Origin of the sequence: Pseudomonas sp. AK181, from assembly GCF_051122975.1 — a bacterium.
Lineage (GTDB): Bacteria > Pseudomonadota > Gammaproteobacteria > Pseudomonadales > Pseudomonadaceae > Aquipseudomonas > Aquipseudomonas lactis.
In genome coordinates this window covers 2,609,989-2,624,757 of the sequence record NZ_CP146348.1, presented here as the reverse complement: position 1 = coordinate 2,624,757, position 14,769 = coordinate 2,609,989, and the positions used below count along the sequence as shown (strand labels likewise).

15 protein-coding genes are annotated in these 14,769 nt (G+C 61.9%); 7 read left to right on the top strand and 8 right to left on the bottom strand.

From position 1 onward, the window contains the following. The first annotated feature begins 28 nt into the window (after positions 1-28). On the top strand, positions 29-904 hold the full coding sequence (locus tag V8689_RS12385; RefSeq protein WP_056784405.1) for an AraC family transcriptional regulator: 876 nt from the start codon (positions 29-31) through the stop codon (positions 902-904). Here the strand turns inward: V8689_RS12385 and V8689_RS12380 are convergent. Next, a complete protein-coding gene (locus V8689_RS12380) occupies positions 846-1,433 on the bottom strand; it encodes a LysE family translocator (protein WP_056784402.1) in 588 nt (195 codons plus the stop codon). The genes V8689_RS12385 and V8689_RS12380 overlap by 59 nt on opposite strands. Before the next feature lie 846 nt (positions 1,434-2,279). Here V8689_RS12380 and V8689_RS12375 point away from each other — a divergent pair. Further along, positions 2,280-2,771 carry a GNAT family N-acetyltransferase gene (locus tag V8689_RS12375; RefSeq protein ID WP_056784399.1) on the top strand — a complete coding sequence of 164 codons (492 nt, stop codon included), beginning with the start codon at positions 2,280-2,282 and terminating at the stop codon, positions 2,769-2,771. Between the two features lie 329 nt (positions 2,772-3,100). Continuing rightward, entirely contained in the window at positions 3,101-4,006 is a 906-nt protein-coding gene (locus V8689_RS12370; protein WP_282390245.1) for a hypothetical protein, read from the top strand. Positions 4,007-4,134: 128 nt separating this feature from the next. Here V8689_RS12370 and V8689_RS12365 read toward each other — a convergent pair whose 3' ends face one another. Then, positions 4,135-5,328, bottom strand: a complete 1,194-nt coding sequence (locus V8689_RS12365; protein ID WP_056784393.1) for a TPM domain-containing protein — start codon at positions 5,326-5,328, stop codon at positions 4,135-4,137. Between the two features lie 131 nt (positions 5,329-5,459). On the opposite strand from V8689_RS12365, the gene V8689_RS12360 reads away from it, so the two are divergent. Both V8689_RS12360 and V8689_RS12355 read left to right on the top strand, forming a co-directional pair. Next, positions 5,460-6,275, top strand: coding sequence for an alpha/beta fold hydrolase (locus tag V8689_RS12360; RefSeq protein WP_056784390.1), 816 nt, complete (start codon positions 5,460-5,462; stop codon positions 6,273-6,275). After that, positions 6,265-7,401, top strand: coding sequence for a PAS domain-containing sensor histidine kinase (locus V8689_RS12355; protein ID WP_056784387.1), 1,137 nt, complete (start codon positions 6,265-6,267; stop codon positions 7,399-7,401). Before V8689_RS12360 ends, V8689_RS12355 begins: the two co-directional genes overlap by 11 nt. On the opposite strand, the gene dapF is transcribed toward V8689_RS12355, so the two are convergent. Beyond that, the gene (gene dapF, locus V8689_RS12350; protein WP_056784384.1) at positions 7,398-8,201 is read right to left on the bottom strand and encodes a diaminopimelate epimerase; all 804 of its coding nucleotides are present in this window, start codon (positions 8,199-8,201) and stop codon (positions 7,398-7,400) included. The two genes, V8689_RS12355 and dapF, sit on opposite strands and share 4 nt — an antisense overlap. Before the next feature lie 159 nt (positions 8,202-8,360). On the opposite strand from dapF, the gene V8689_RS12345 reads away from it, so the two are divergent. Further along, positions 8,361-8,858 carry an AAA family ATPase gene (locus V8689_RS12345; RefSeq protein WP_056784942.1) on the top strand — a complete coding sequence of 166 codons (498 nt, stop codon included), beginning with the start codon at positions 8,361-8,363 and terminating at the stop codon, positions 8,856-8,858. A gap of 109 nt (positions 8,859-8,967) precedes the next feature. On the opposite strand, the gene V8689_RS12340 is transcribed toward V8689_RS12345, so the two are convergent. The 3 genes from V8689_RS12340 to V8689_RS12330 are packed head-to-tail and all read right to left on the bottom strand — an operon-like array spanning position 8,968 to position 11,223. Next, a complete protein-coding gene (locus V8689_RS12340) occupies positions 8,968-9,378 on the bottom strand; it encodes an SRPBCC family protein (RefSeq protein WP_056784381.1) in 411 nt (136 codons plus the stop codon). A 25-nt stretch (positions 9,379-9,403) separates the two neighbouring features. Next, positions 9,404-10,201 carry an SDR family NAD(P)-dependent oxidoreductase gene (locus V8689_RS12335; RefSeq protein WP_056784379.1) on the bottom strand — a complete coding sequence of 266 codons (798 nt, stop codon included), beginning with the start codon at positions 10,199-10,201 and terminating at the stop codon, positions 9,404-9,406. A gap of 11 nt (positions 10,202-10,212) precedes the next feature. Then, on the bottom strand, positions 10,213-11,223 hold the full coding sequence (locus V8689_RS12330; RefSeq protein WP_056784377.1) for an aldo/keto reductase: 1,011 nt from the start codon (positions 11,221-11,223) through the stop codon (positions 10,213-10,215). A gap of 112 nt (positions 11,224-11,335) precedes the next feature. Here V8689_RS12330 and V8689_RS12325 point away from each other — a divergent pair, with 112 nt between their 5' ends. Next, positions 11,336-12,220, top strand: a complete 885-nt coding sequence (locus V8689_RS12325) for a LysR substrate-binding domain-containing protein (RefSeq protein WP_056784376.1) — start codon at positions 11,336-11,338, stop codon at positions 12,218-12,220. Between the two features lie 150 nt (positions 12,221-12,370). On the opposite strand, the gene V8689_RS12320 is transcribed toward V8689_RS12325, so the two are convergent. Both V8689_RS12320 and V8689_RS12315 read right to left on the bottom strand, forming a co-directional pair. Next, the gene (locus V8689_RS12320; protein ID WP_056784371.1) at positions 12,371-13,663 is read right to left on the bottom strand and encodes an NAD(P)/FAD-dependent oxidoreductase; all 1,293 of its coding nucleotides are present in this window, start codon (positions 13,661-13,663) and stop codon (positions 12,371-12,373) included. Continuing rightward, a complete protein-coding gene (locus tag V8689_RS12315) occupies positions 13,660-14,748 on the bottom strand; it encodes a polyamine ABC transporter substrate-binding protein (protein ID WP_056784368.1) in 1,089 nt (362 codons plus the stop codon). The genes V8689_RS12320 and V8689_RS12315 overlap by 4 nt, the downstream gene beginning before the upstream one ends. Between the last annotated feature and the right edge of the window lie 21 nt (positions 14,749-14,769).

Genomic DNA, 14,769 nt, shown 5'->3' with positions numbered 1-14,769 from the left:
ATTCGATTACCACCCGGAGCGCCTGCCCATGACCGCCGTTACAGCACCGCGCTTCTGGCGCGACGAACGCCTGCCGTTCATCGAAGCGCGCACCATCGCCGACGGGCGCAAGGTCACCTACACCCGGCACGCCCATGAGCATTTTTCCATCGGTGCGATCACCACCGGCTGCAGCTATTACCACTACGGCACGCGCACCTTCGACATCAGCGCCGGCACCGTGGTGCTGATGAACCCCGGCGATGTGCATGCGTGCAACCCCATCCATGACCAGCCCTGGTCCTACCACATGCTGTACCTCGACACGCCCTGGCTGACCGACCTGCAATACCAGCTGGGGTTCAGTACCGACCAGGGCTACCGGCCCTTCGACACGCCCCATACCCGCGACACCGCGCTGTACCACGGCTTGCTCGACCTGTACCGCACACTGGTGGATGAACAGGCCGAGTTGCTGCAAAAACAGAGCGCGCTGGTGAGTTACTTCACCGAGGTGCAACAGCGCCTGAACCCTGCGCTGATGCCGGTACGCGAGGTCAACCACAAACTGGAACGCGCCGCCGACTACATTCGCGCCCACTGCACACAGGCCCTGAAACTCGAAGACATCTGCCAGGCCGCCGACTTGTCGCCGTCTTACCTGATCCGCGCGTTCAAACAGTATTACGGCTTGACGCCCCACGCCTTCATGGTCAACCGACGCATCCAGTTTGCCCGCAGCCAACTGCGCAATGGCGCACTGATTGCCGACGTCGCCCTGGCCGCGGGCTTTGCCGACCAGGCGCACTTCCAGCGCACCTTCAAACAACACTTTGCGGCCACGCCGGGGCAATACCGCGAAAACCTCAAGCCATCAGCAAATAACCCACACTGGCCACCAGCAACGCGGCCATTGAGCGGTTGAACAGGCGCACACCCTTCGGGTTGTGCAAATAGCGGCGCAAAAACGTCCCCGCATACGCCCAGCACGCCACCGAGAGGTAGCAGATCACCAGGTAAAGCGCGGCAAACAACCACACCTGCGCCGCATCGCCATCGGCCACAAACAAGCCCATGCCTGCCACACACGCCAGCCAGGCTTTCGGGTTGAGCCACTGCATGATCGCGCCGTACAGCATCGATGGCGCGGTCTGTGCACCATCAGCGTCCAACCGGCCATCATCCACCGCCAGCTTCCACGCCATATACAACAAGAATGCGACCCCTCCCCAGCGGATCAATCGGATCAGGATCGGCCAGCGCACCAGCACTTCATGCAGCCCCAGGCCAATCAGTACCAACAACAAGGTGAAACCTACGGCGGCGCCCAACACATGTTTCTGGCTGGCGACAAAACCGAAACGCGCACCGGCACTTAAAGCGACCACATTGACAGGCCCGGGAGTGATGGACGTGGCCAGGGCAAAAGCGGCCATGGAGAGAATCAAGCTCATTACAGTTCCTTGTGTGATGCCAACGATGTTGAGATCACGGTAACGCGCACAAAGACAAGAGGTATTGAAGAAAATGCCCCTTTATCTTTCAGAACGAGCGCTATTGATTTGCGCCCCACCGCTAACCACGATGCGAAGCGAGCCGCTCTTGATCTTGATCTGCTTTTGATCTTGATCTTAAGCGCCCCGTCAAACCACGCTGGCCGGAATTCGACAGGGATTTGGGGGGTAAACCGGCAGGGATGCCGGTTTAGTCGCCCCGCGCCATGGATGGCGCGTGGCGGCGGCCCCCCAAATCACTGGCGGATTACGGGCACACCGAGCCTAGGCGAGGTGCCGAGTGGTGGGGCAAGAGCCCTTTTGGTTACTTTTGGGGCTCTTTTCCAAAAGTGACCCGCTGTCAGAGCGGAACCCTAAGCGGCCGTTACCGCAGCAATGGATATGTACACCATCCAACTGTGTTGACTGCCAGGCCGCCTTCGCGAGCAAGCCCGCTCCCACAGTTTGATCGTGGGGTGTCAGGTAGGTAGGTGTCGGCTGGCAGGCCGCCATCGCAGGCAAGCCAGCTCCCACAGTTGGATCGTTGGGGTGTCAGGTAGGTAGGTGTCGGCTGGCAGGCCGCCATCGCAGGCAAGCCAGCTCCCACAGTTGAATCGTTGTGGTGTCAGGTAGGTCGGTGTCGGCTGGCAGGCCGCCATCGCAGGTCAAGCCAGCGCCCACAGTTTGATTACGGGGCACCAACGTTGAACCTCCCGCTTGAGCCTTCAGGGCCAGTGGCCTTACGGTGCCAAAGGAGCAACGTTTCTCTATGATGTAGCCTTTGACTGAACATCCCTGGAACCGCCCATGCCCACCCTCACCTTGCGCAACGCCCTGCCCACCGACGCCGCACGCTGCTTTGAAATCGAAACCACCGCCTACGAGGGCGACGAAGCCGCAACGCTTGAAAAGATCACCACGCGCATCGCGCAGTACCCCGAGGGCTTTTTGATCCTGGAGGAAGATGGCGCAGTGGTGGGTTTCATCAACTCAGGGTGCGCCCATGAAGTGGTGATGTCGGACGAGGCCTTCAAGGAGTTGGTGGGCCATGTGGCCGAGGCGCCGAATGTGGTGATCATGTCGGTGGTGGTCGACCCGGCCCATCAAGGCAAGGGGTATGCGAAAAGGCTGATGACCGAGTTCGTGCAACGCATGCAAGCAATGGGCAAGCGCACCCTCCACCTGATGTGCAAGGAGCAGCATGTGCCGTTGTACAGAACAATGGGCTACACCTATGTGCGCCCTTCGCCGTCGGATCATGGGGGTATGGCGTGGCATGAGATGGTGAGAATGCTTTAATGCAAGCCGTTGCACGAGTGATTGCAAAAGTGTTTCCAAGCGTGAAGCCACCAAAAAACCTGCAACGACCCAATGTGTTTCGGTGAGTGAAAACCTGGCACTGCGCTGCGCTATCTGACAGCCAGCCTGACTTTTCGGCGCGTGGGCCGGACTGCACCTATAGCCTTTTCACTCACTCGAAAACCCACGCCCGATGCGGTTTTACGCTGTTACACCCAGCCAAAACAGACCTCGTTGAGCGCCTGCCCCTGGCGCTGTAGCCTGCGAAACGCCCTGTCAGGATCCCTTCCCGACAGGGTCAATTTCCTAGCAATCAGAGAGGTGCAATCATGCCTTCAATCAGTGACTCCATCCCATTCGTACCCGCGTACCAGCCCGCTGGCAAACACCCTATCGATAACGATGTACCCAGGACAAACCCGCTGGACAAACAGGCGGGAGAAGATGCCGAAGTGTCCAATGGAAAGGGCGGCTGGAAAACCCATGGCAGTGCTACGCGCGACCACGCCAACCGCACTCGGTTGGATCGCAACTTCCTGCCTTCGAACAAAAAGATCGTCGATGACTCCCGGGTCAGTTCCAAAGGCCAATATCACCGCAGCGGCACCCGGCCCGTCTTCCCGGAGGACTTTCATGCCCCTACCAAAGCCCCTACCAAAGCCCCGTATCACGGCAGCGGCACTCTGCCCGCCTGCCCTGCGCCGGCTGACAATTCCTTTTATATCTCAAAGACCGCTACCGAAGCCCCGTATCACGGCCCCGGCACCCTACCCGCCTTCCAAGAGCCGGCTTACGATCCTTTTGATGACTTACAGGTCCCTACCAAAGCCCCTACCAAAGCCCCGTGTCACGGCAGCGGCACTCTGCCCGCCTTCCCTGCGCCGGCTGACAATCCCTTTTATATCTCAAAGACTGCTCCCGAAGCCCCGTATCACGGCACCGGCACCCTACCCGCCTTCCCAGAGCCGGCTTACGATCCTTTTGATGACTTACAGGTCCCTACCAAAGGCCCGTATCCCGGCAGCGGCACCCTACCCGCCTGCCCAGCGCCGGCTGACAATCCCTTTTATTTCTTAGCGACCGCTACCGAAGTTTGGCATCCCAACAGCCGCACCCAGCCCCCCTCCCCACCTTCGGATTACAAGGCTTTAGACGACTCCCCGTCCAATGACCATCGTGAACCGATCGACTTCGAAATAAAACCCGACGGCAACGGCGGTTGGACCAAGGGGTGAAAACTGCACTGTTTTCGGCCTAAGCCGCCATAGTACCCAGGGCTTTGCCGAACACCCCATACCCATGGGCTTCACCCTCAAAGGTATGGTTTGGCGGCTGTTGTGCTGTGGGACAGCCGCCGAGTCATCTACCAACTGCCGGAAGCCCCCCCGCCACCGCTGGAGCCGCCACCGCCCGACGAACTGCTGCTGGAGCTGGAGCCGCTGGAACCTGAACTGGACCCGCCACCGGAGCCAGAACCTTCGCCGACCTTGCCAAAGATAATCAGCGCAACAAACGATGCGATAGGAAACGCCAGCAACCAGGCGTCGCGATCACCGTCCATCACCCACCCCGCCACCCCATACACGGCCACCGCCGCCAGCAGCCGTACGGCAAAACCTGCGCGGCTGGTGCGCCAGGTCTCCTTCATGATCAGCAGCAGCACCAGGTACAAGCCCAGTACCACCAAGACGCCCAATGGCCACAGCAGCCAATGGATGAAACTGACGTCCACATACTGGTTTGCCACCACCAACCCGAGGATATAAGCCAGCAGCCCGATCACGCCGTAAAACAGCGTACGTACCTGCCACAACGCGCCGAATATCGCGCCGCCAATCAACAACGTCAGCGGCACTACAAACAGAAACATCGGCCAATCCCGACCACCCGCCAGCAGCGCCAACAACAGCGTGGCCGCTACCGCGATGATCAAGGCCCTGCGCCAGTGCAACTTACCGGCAGCGATCAGTACACCTGTGAGCGCCCCCAGGATAAACGCCGCCAATATCGCGATAAATTGAGGGTTAAGCCCCGGCCCGGCCCTTTCAGGCAAATCGCCGCCGTCCACCAATGCAACCAGCGCGTCCACGCCTTGCTCGATGCCACCGGCAAAGTCGCCCTGACGAAACGCCGGCGTGATCTGTTCTTCAATGATGCGATGGGCCAGCAGGTCGGTGACGATGCCTTCCAGGCCGTAGCCCACTTCGATGCGCACCTTGCGGTCGTCCTTGGCCACCACCAGCAGGAGGCCGTCGTTGACGTCCTGGCGCCCCAGTTTCCAGGCGCGAAACAGCTGGTTGGCGTAGTCTTCGATGCCGGCGCTGCCGGTGGTCGGCACCAGCAATACGGCTACCTGCGCGCCTTTGCGCTGTTCAAGGTCGGCAAGTTGTTGCTTGAGGCGCTGGGCGGTGCCCGAGTCGAGAGTGTTTGTCAGGTCAATGACCCGTTGATCAAGGGCAACCCCAATGGGCGAGGTGTCCGCATACGCAGCGATCAACAGGCTGGAAAATACCAGGGCCAGTAGGCTGAACACCGATTGCCGCATAAACACGATCATGTATGGTTACCTGAAGTCTCTCCCTGAAGGCGCCGACTTTACCTTATCTGCACGCAAACACGTGACCCAGGGCCTGCGACTATCTAAACTGCCGCCAAGCTGCATAGCAATAAGCCATCAACGGGACGCCCATGGACCTAAATCACCGCAACAATGTACATGTGATGGGCAACGGTCCCTCGACGCTGGTGTTTTCCCACGGCTTTGGTTGCAACCAGGCCATGTGGAATGCTCTGGCACCGCACTTTCTCGAGCGCTTTCGCGTGGTGCTGTATGACCTGGTCGGCGCCGGCCTGTCGGACTTGAGTGCGTTCGACAAAGCCAAATACAGCCGCCTGGATGGCTATGCCCATGACCTGAACGAGATTATCGACGCCTACGCCAAAGGCCCGGTGATTCTGGTGGGCCACTCGGTGAGCGCGATGATCGGCACCCTCGCCGACCGTTTCATCCCGGGCCGCATTGCCGCGCACGTGATGATTGGCCCTTCGCCGCGCTATATCGACACCGAGGAGTATGTTGGCGGTTTCCAGCACGGCGATATCGATGACCTGCTCGACACTCTCGACAGCAACTACCTGGGCTGGTCCAGCGCCATGGCCCCGGTGATCATGGGCGCGCCGACGCAGCCGCACCTGAGCGAGGCGCTCACCGAGAGTTTCTGCCGCACCGAGCCGGACATTGCCAAGCAGTTCGCCCGCGTGACCTTCCTGTCGGATAACCGCCAGGATGTGTTCGGCCTGACCACACCGGTGCTGATCCTGCAATCGACCGAAGACCTGATCGCCCCCGTGGCCGTGGGTGAATACCTGCACGCCGTATTACCTAACAGCACTTATTGCCTGGTCGAGAATGTCGGCCATTGCCCCCATATGAGCGCCCCCCAGGCGTGCGCAGCAGCGATGGACCGCTTCCTCGCCCCTTGGGCGGCTGCCGATGCCCGCTGATTCACTGTTTGACAGCGCGGCCTGTGCTCTGGCGGTGACTCAGGAAGACGGCACGATCCTGCACGTCAACCCGCGCTTGTGCGATTGGCTGGGCTTCACCGCCGCCCAACTGCTGGGCCGGCGTTTCCAGGATCTGTTGGCCATGGGCGGGCGGATTTTCTACCAGACGCACCTGGCGCCGATGCTGCGTATGCATGGCAGCGTCACCGAGGTGAAACTCGACATCCGCCATTGCAACGGGCACAAAGTCACGGTATTGCTCAATGCCAACCGGCGCCAGCAGCCCGACGGCGTGGTGTATGACTTGGCGCTGTTCGGCACCACCGACCGTGACAAGTACGAGCGCGAACTGCTCAATGCCCACAAGCAGGCGGAAGCCCTGCTGCAGGAAAAAACGGCTACGGAACTGGCCCTGCAACAGGCCCAGGCCGAACTGAGCGAGGCCTATGCCATTGCCCAGCGCCGAGCGTTGTTTGCCGAACAGATGGTGGCGATTGTCAGCCATGACCTGAAAAACCCACTTACTGCGATCCGCATGGCCTCCGACTTTCTCCAGCGCGGCGAGCGCACGGCCAAGGAGCGCCAGTTGTTGGGGCACATCGGCCAGTCGTCCGAACGCGCCCACCGCATGATCGCCGACCTGCTGGACTTCACCCAGGCCCGGGTCGGCCAGGGCATTACCATCAAGCCGCAACCCCTGGACCTGCACAGCGTTATCCATCGCAGCGTCGACGAACTGCGGGTGGCCTTCCCCAAGGCCACGCTGGTGCATCACGCCGAGGGCCAGGGCGATGCGTGCCTGGACGCCGACCGCGTGCAACAGATGATCGGTAACCTGGTGGCCAACAGCGTGGCCTATGGCGACTTGCTGCAGCCGATCACCATCACCTCGCGCCTGGGCGATAACACCTGCGAGGTTGCGGTGCACAACCACGGCCCGGCGATACCCCAAGCCTTGCTGGCCGGGTTGTTCGAACCCATGACCCGCGGCACCGACCAGGGCAGCGACGTGCGCAGCGTGGGCCTGGGCTTGTATATCGTGCGCGAACTGGCCAGGGTGCATGGCGGCGATGTGGCGGTGAGTTCCTGTGCCAGCGCCGGCACCACGTTTACCGTGAAGTTCTAGTACAGGTACGCGGTGCCCTGCATGATCGGCTCGACACGGCCGGTCAATATCACCCCGCCCTGCCCGTCCCATTGCACCGTGACCTCGCCGCCGTCGCACTGGACCTCCACACGCTCATCGAGCAGCCCTCGCCGGATGCCGTTGACGACCGCCGCGCAACAGCAGGAACCGGACCCCAGCGGCACACCGCCGCCACGCTCCCAGATACGCAGGCGGATATGGCTGCGGTCCAGCACTTGCACGAAATGCACGTTGGTCCTGGCCGGAAACAGCGGGTGAACTTCCTGGGGCGGGCCCATGGCCTCAATATCGAGCACCGCCACATCCTCCACAAAGAACGTGCAATGCGGGTTGCCCATGCTGCACGCCGCCGGCTGGCCGTCGATGGGCAACACGCAGGTGTCCATCGCCCTGGCCAGGGGCACCGACGCCCAGTCCAAGGAAGGTGGGCCCATGTCCACCGACACCCGCTGCCCATCAGCACGTGTGCATCTAAGCAAGCCACGGTCGCTGCGCAGCACGATGGTGTCAGTGCCAGCCTCATGCATCAGGCGATCAGCCACGCCACGCGTCGCGCTGCCGCAGGTGTGCAGGCGTGTCCCGTCCGGGTTCCAGAACTGAACGCGCGCGGCGGCCTCCTCACAGTCGAGCACCACCGCCAGTTGATTGAAACCGATGCCGAAGCGGCGGTTACCCAGGTAGCGGGCAATCTGCGCAGTAATGGGGTTATCCTCGCCACGGCGGTCGACGATGATGAAGTCGTCGCCGTGGGCGTGCATCTTCACGAACGGCAGGGTCATGGGCGCTCCTGTGAGTGAAATGAGCCAAGCGGTTCTAATACCACTGTAGGAGCGAGCTTGCTCGCGAAAAAACCACAGGCGCCGCATTTATTCAGTGAAGTACACGTTATCGTTGGCGTTTTTCGCGAGCAAGCTCGCTCCTACAGGGGGTGGATGGTCATGTTTATTGTATTCAGCGGTTTGCCCGGCAGTGGCAAGACCACGATTGCCAAGGAGCTGGCGCGACAGGTGGGCGCGGTTTACCTGCGTATCGATGTGATCGAGCAGGCGCTGCGCGAGGCTGGGGTGTTGGCGGGCGATGTGGGGGCCAGTGGCTACGCTGTGGCGAATGCGCTGGCGCTGAGTAACCTGCGCCTGGGGCAGCGGGTGATCGCTGATTGCGTGAACCCGGTTAAGGAGAGCCGTGATGCCTGGCAAGCGGTGGCGATAGCCGCCGGTGTGGCGCTGATCAATATCGAGGTGGTGTGTTCCGATCAGCAGGCGCATCGGCGTCGAGTCGAAGGCCGTGTGGGCGATATTCCGGGGCTGGTGCCACCGACCTGGGAATCGGTGCAGGTGCATGAGTATGAACCCTGGGAAGCGCCGCCGTTCAGGCTGGATACGGCGCAGTTGACGCCGGCAGAAGCTGTCGCGGCAGCCTTGCTCCATCTAGGCTAAACCCCCACCCTGTGGCGAGGGAGCTTGCTCCCGCTGGACTGCGTAGCAGTCCCACAAAGAGCGGGGCCGCTTCGCGCCCCAGCGGGAGCAAGCTCCCTCGCCACAATCCTCAGAAGTTACCGCGCAGCGCCTCAAGCCCGCCTTCGTAGACACCGGTAAACAACTCCTCTACCTGCGCCTCGGTGGTACCCGCTGCCGGCGTGAACACCCCGGACCAGGTCACTTTCGCCGAGGTGTCCGTCAACGCTTCAACCTGCAAGGTCGACAGGTAAGCACTCACCGGAAACGGCGACGCTTCAATGGTGTAGCTGTAGGTGCGCGCCACGTTGTCGAAGGTCTGCAAGCGCTCGACAATCGTGCCGCCGTCAGCGGCGGTCAGGTGACGCACACGGCCACCCTCGCTCGGCTCGCTCTTGGCGATAAAAGGCAGCCAGTCGGGCAGGCTGTTGAAGCCGCCAATCAGTTGCCAGACCTGGTCGGCCGACACCGCAATTTCAATCACAGAAGACGCTGTTGCCACGATCAATACTCCAGTCAGGAAAAAATCAGATTGCCATGCTGTCGACCACGCCACCGTCGACCCGCAGCGCAGCACCGGTCGTCGCCGAAGACAGCGGTGAAGCAATGTACGCCACCAGGTTCGCCACTTCATCCACATTGGCCGCACGCTGGATGATCGAGGTAGGCCGCGCATGGCGCACAAACACATCCGCTTCGTCTCGGGCACTGCGCCCGGATTCAGCCGTGGCGTCCTTGAGCATGTGTTCCAGGCCATCGGTAAAGGTCGGCCCCGGCAAGATCGCATTCACCGTCACCCCGGTACCCGCCAGGCGCTTGGCCAGGCCGTGGGACACCGCCAGGTTGGCGCTTTTGGTCACCCCGTAGTTGATCATGTCGGCCGGCGTCGCCACGCCGGACTCCGACGACACGAAGATCACCCGGCCCCAACCCTGCCCGACCATACCCGGCACATAATGCCGCGCCAGGCGCACACCGGAGATCACATTGACCTCATAGAAGCGCGCCCACTCACTGTCCGGCGCGTCGAAGAAGTCCACCGCGTCGAAGATGCCCAGGTTGTTGACCAGAATGTCGGCGCGGGGTTCGGCGGCGAAGAGTTTCTGTGCGCCTTCAACGGTGCCGAGGTCGGCCACCACACCACGCAGTTGGGCAGCCGGAACCGCTTGGCGAATGCTGGCCAAGGCGTCGTCCACCTTGCCTGCATCCCGCCCGATCACCACCACCGTGGCACCGGATTGCGCCAGGGCCTGGCTGATGCCCAGGCCGATACCAGCGGTGCTGCCGCTGACAATAGCCACTTTGCCACTTACATCAATTTTCATGCTCAAGCTCCTTAACGTGAGAGAGGCAAAGGTGCGCGTTCCGAGATCAAGCGGGCCTCGCGCAACGCCTGCCAGAAGGCGGCTGGAATCTGTTCAGACAACGCCGCAACGTCTTCGGCAATCCGCCCCGGACGACTGGCACCGGGAATCACCGCCGCCACCGCAGGATGCGCCAGTGAAAACTGTAGCGCAGCGGCCTTGATACTGACGCCAAACGCCTGGGCAATCGCCTTGATCTGCTCGACCTTGGCAATGATCGCCGGGCTGGCTTGCTGGTATTCAAAATGCGCACCGCCAGCGAGGATGCCGGAGCTGTACGGGCCACCGACGACGATCTCGACCTGCTGGGCGTGGGCGGCGTCCATCAGGCGCTGCAAAGCGCGGTCGTGGTCCAGCAGCGTATAGCGCCCCGCCAGCAGAAAGCCGTCGGGCTGGGCTTCGGCCAGGTCCAGGGTCAACTCGCAAGGTTCCACGCGGTTGACGCCCAGCCCCCAAGCCTTGATCACCCCTTGCTCGCGCAAACGGGTGAGTACTTTGAAGGCGCCGGTGCGGGCCTGGTTGAAGTATTCCAGCCATTGGTCGCCGTAAAAATCCTGGGCGATGTCGTGAACCCACACGATGTCCAGGCGATCGGTTTGCAGGCGTGTCAGGCTGTCTTCAATGGAGCGCAAGGTGGCGTCGGCGCTGTAGTCGTTGAGTATTTTATTGGGGCGGCCGTGTTCGAATACGCCGCTTTTTTCGCCAAGGTCACGGGCGGCTTCTTCGACTTCATCGAGAATCACCCGGCCGACCTTGGTGCTGAGCACGTAGTCGTCGCGGTGGTAGTTGGACAGCGCCTGGCCCAAGCGAATTTCCGACAGGCCCGAGCCGTAGAACGGCGCGGTATCGAAGTAACGCACGCCCTGGCTCCAGGCGGCCTGGACGGTGGCCTGGGCTTCTTCTTCGGGGATAGCGCGAAACATATTGCCCAAATGGGCGGTGCCAAAGCCCAGTACGCCGGGCAGTGTGTCTTTCAAGCTCATGGTGGTTCCTCAATCGGTGCGAGGTCGCGGTGACCGTTGAGCAGATGCTAGATTGCGCTGATCAGACCGTCCAAGACATACTGCGACCAACTTGAGTCCTTGCAGGTCTTACATGATTGATCTACGCCAGTTGCGCTACTTCGAAGTGGTGGCTGAAGAAGAACACGTTGGCCGCGCCGCCGAGCGCTTGCACATTTCCCAATCGCCCTTGAGCCGGCAGATCGCCCAGCTTGAGGAACGCCTGGGCCTGACCCTGTTCGAACGCAGTCAGCAGCGCATCCGCCTGACCCGCGACGGCCAGACCTTCCTGGCCGAGACCAAGGCATTGCTGACCCATGCCAACCGCCTGGAGTCCTTGGGCAAGCGCCTAGGCCGTGGTGAAGAAGGCGGTTTGTGCATCGGTTATATCGAGAACGCCATGCACGCCGGTGTCTTGCCCAATGCCTTGCGCATACTGCGCGACGACCGGCCCGCCGTGCATATCAAGCTGTATAACCTGCCCTCCCTGGAACAACTGGAGGGTTTGCGCCAACGCAGCCTGGACATCGCTCTGGTGAGCGAACCACCCGCCGCCGATGACCCGGACCTGACCGCCTGGCAAGTTCTCGACGACCCAATGCTGCTGGCCCTGCCCGAACAGCATCCGCTGGCTCGACAACGCGAACTGTTGCCCGAACACCTGGCCGACCAACAATGGATCGGCGTGCAGCGCAAACCTGGCGCCCACCCGGCTGACGATTTCGTCGCCGCCTGCATCCGCGCCGGTTTCACCCCGCAGATCCCCATGGAGGCCAGCGAGCCCTTTACCGCATTGGGCCTGGTGGCGTCCGGGCTGGGGGTAGCGATGGTGCAAAAGGGCCTGAGCCGCAACGCACCGCCCGGCGTGGTGTTGCGCGAGCTGCCGTGGCTGGCCTACACCACACCGCTGTGGGCGGCCTGGCATCGCGTCAACTTGAGGCCGCTGGTAGAAACCTTCCGCAAAGTGCTGACCGACTGATCGTTCCCACGTTCCGCTGATCGTTCCCACGCTCCGCTGATCGTTCCCACGCTCCGCGTGGGAATGCATCCCATGACGCTCCGCGTCACTAAACGGCGGGACGCGGAGCGTCCGCGGCGGCGTTCCCACGCAGAGCGTGGGAACGATCAATCAGAGCACTTCGCGCAACCGATACCACAACATCCCCAACGCCAGCAGTGGCGAACGCAGCGCCTTGCCACCGGGAAAGGTCATGTGCGGCACCTGGCTGAAAATATCCAGGCCCTGGCTTGCGCCCGCATGTATCCCTTCGGCCAGCAGCCGTGCGCACCAGTGCGTCACGTTCAAGCCATGGCCGGAGTAGCCTTGGGCATAGAACACATTCGGGTACTGCTTGAGCCGCCCGACCTGAGGAAAGCGGTTGGCGGTGATGCCGATCTTGCCGCCCCACTGGAACTCGATGGCGGTGTTGGCCAACTGCGGGAACACCTTGAGCATTTTCGGGCGCATGTACGCAGCAATGTCCTGGGGATCGCGCCCCGAGTAATGGCAGGCACCGCCGAACAGCAGGCGACGGTCTGCGGTCAGCCGGTAGTAATCCAGGCCGATTTTCTGGTCGCACAGCGCCAGGTTCTGCGGGATCAACTGCCGGGCCACAGGCTCTGGCAGGGGCTCGGTGGCGATGACGTAGCTGCCCGCCGGCAGTACCTTGCCGCTCAAGCGCGGCTCCAACTCCTCAAGATGAGCATTGCATGCCAGCACCAGGTTGGCCGCGCGCACGCTGCCGCCCGCGCAGCGCACCTGCACCGTATCGCCATGGATCAGCTCCAGCACCGGGCTGTGCTCAAAGATGCGCACCCCAAGGGCCTCGGCCGCCTGCGCTTCACCCAGCACCAGGTTGAGCGGGTGCAGATGCCCGGAGCCCATGTCGACCAGGCCGCCGGCATACACCGTCGAGCCCACCACCTGCGCCATGTCGTGCGGGCCGACCAGCCGCGTTTCATGGGCATACCCCATGGTAGCCAGGTGCGCCTGTTCGCCTTTGAACGCGGCGAACTGCGCCGGGGTGTTGGCCAGTTCGCAATAGCCCCAGTGCAGGTCGCAGTCGATACCGTGCTCGGCAATGCGCTGGCCCACCAGGGCCACCGAGTCGATACCGGCCCGCTCCATATAACGCACGCCCTCCTCGCCCACGTATTTGGCAAAACCCGAGACATCATGGCCGATGCCGCGGATCAATTGCCCGCCGTTGCGCCCGCTGGCGCCCCAGCCAATGCGGCGCGCCTCCAGCAGGATCACCGAAAGCCCGCGCTGGGCCAGTTCGATGGCGGTGTTGACCCCGGTAAAACCGCCGCCGATCACACACACATCGGCGCTCAGGTCGGCCTCAAGTACGGGCCGCTGTGGCATGGCATTCGCCGAAGCGCGGTAATAGGACTGGGCATGTTCGTTGGACTGCATCATCGGTTGGACTTCACTTTGCTCCAGGCGCGGGTCATCACGCGCATGGTCGCCGGCGTGGGCGTGGTGGAAATATAGAGTTTGTCGAGTACCTCCTGGGGCGGGTACACCTCAGGGTTGTTCACCAGTTCCGGGGCCATGAACGGCTTGGCGGCCGGGTTGGCATTGGCATAGCCCACCGAGGCGCTGACCTTGGCAATCACCTCGGGCTCCAGCAGGTAGTTGATGAACGCATGAGCTTCTTTAGGGTTGCTCGCGTCGGCCGGAATCGCCAGCAGGTCGAACCACAGGTTGGCGCCTTCCTTGGGGATCGAATACGCAATGTTCACCCCGTTCTTGGCCTCCTTGGCGCGGTTGGCGGCCTGGAACACATCGCCGGAATAACCGAAAGCCACGCAGATATTGCCGTTGGCCAGGTCCGAGATGTACTTGGATGAGTGGAAATAGGTGATGTACGGCCGCAGCGTCAGTAGCTTGGCTTCGGCCTGCTTGTAGTCCTCGGCATTCTCGCTGCGTGGGTCCTTACCCATGTAGTTGAGGATCGCCGGGAACAGCTCATCCGCCGAATCGAGGAAGGCCACGCCGCATTCATGCAGCTTCTTGATATTTTCTGGCTCGAACAGCACGGCCCACGAATCGATGCGGTCGATACCCAGCACTTGCTTGACCTTGTCGACGTTGTAGCCAATGCCATTGGTGCCCCACAGGTACGGCACCGAATGCGTATTACCGGGGTCGTTCTGCTCCAGCAACTTCAGCAACTTGGGGTCGAGGTTCTTGAAGTTGGGCAACTGCGCGCGGTCGAGCTTGAGGAACGCACCGGCCTTCACCTGGCGCGCCAGGAAGTGGTTGGACGGCACCACCACGTCATAGCCGGTGCGCCCGGCCAGCAACTTGCCCTCCAGGGTTTCATTGGAGTCGAACACATCGTAGACCACCTTGATACCGGTCTTGGCCTGGAAGTCCGCCAAGGTGGTCTCGCCAATGTAATCGGTCCAGTTGTAGACACTCACCGTCGGCGCCGCCTGGCCGGCACTGCTGAACGCCGCGACCAGGGCCAATGGGAGAAGCTTGTTCACAAGACGCATATCGTCACCCCTTTTATGCTT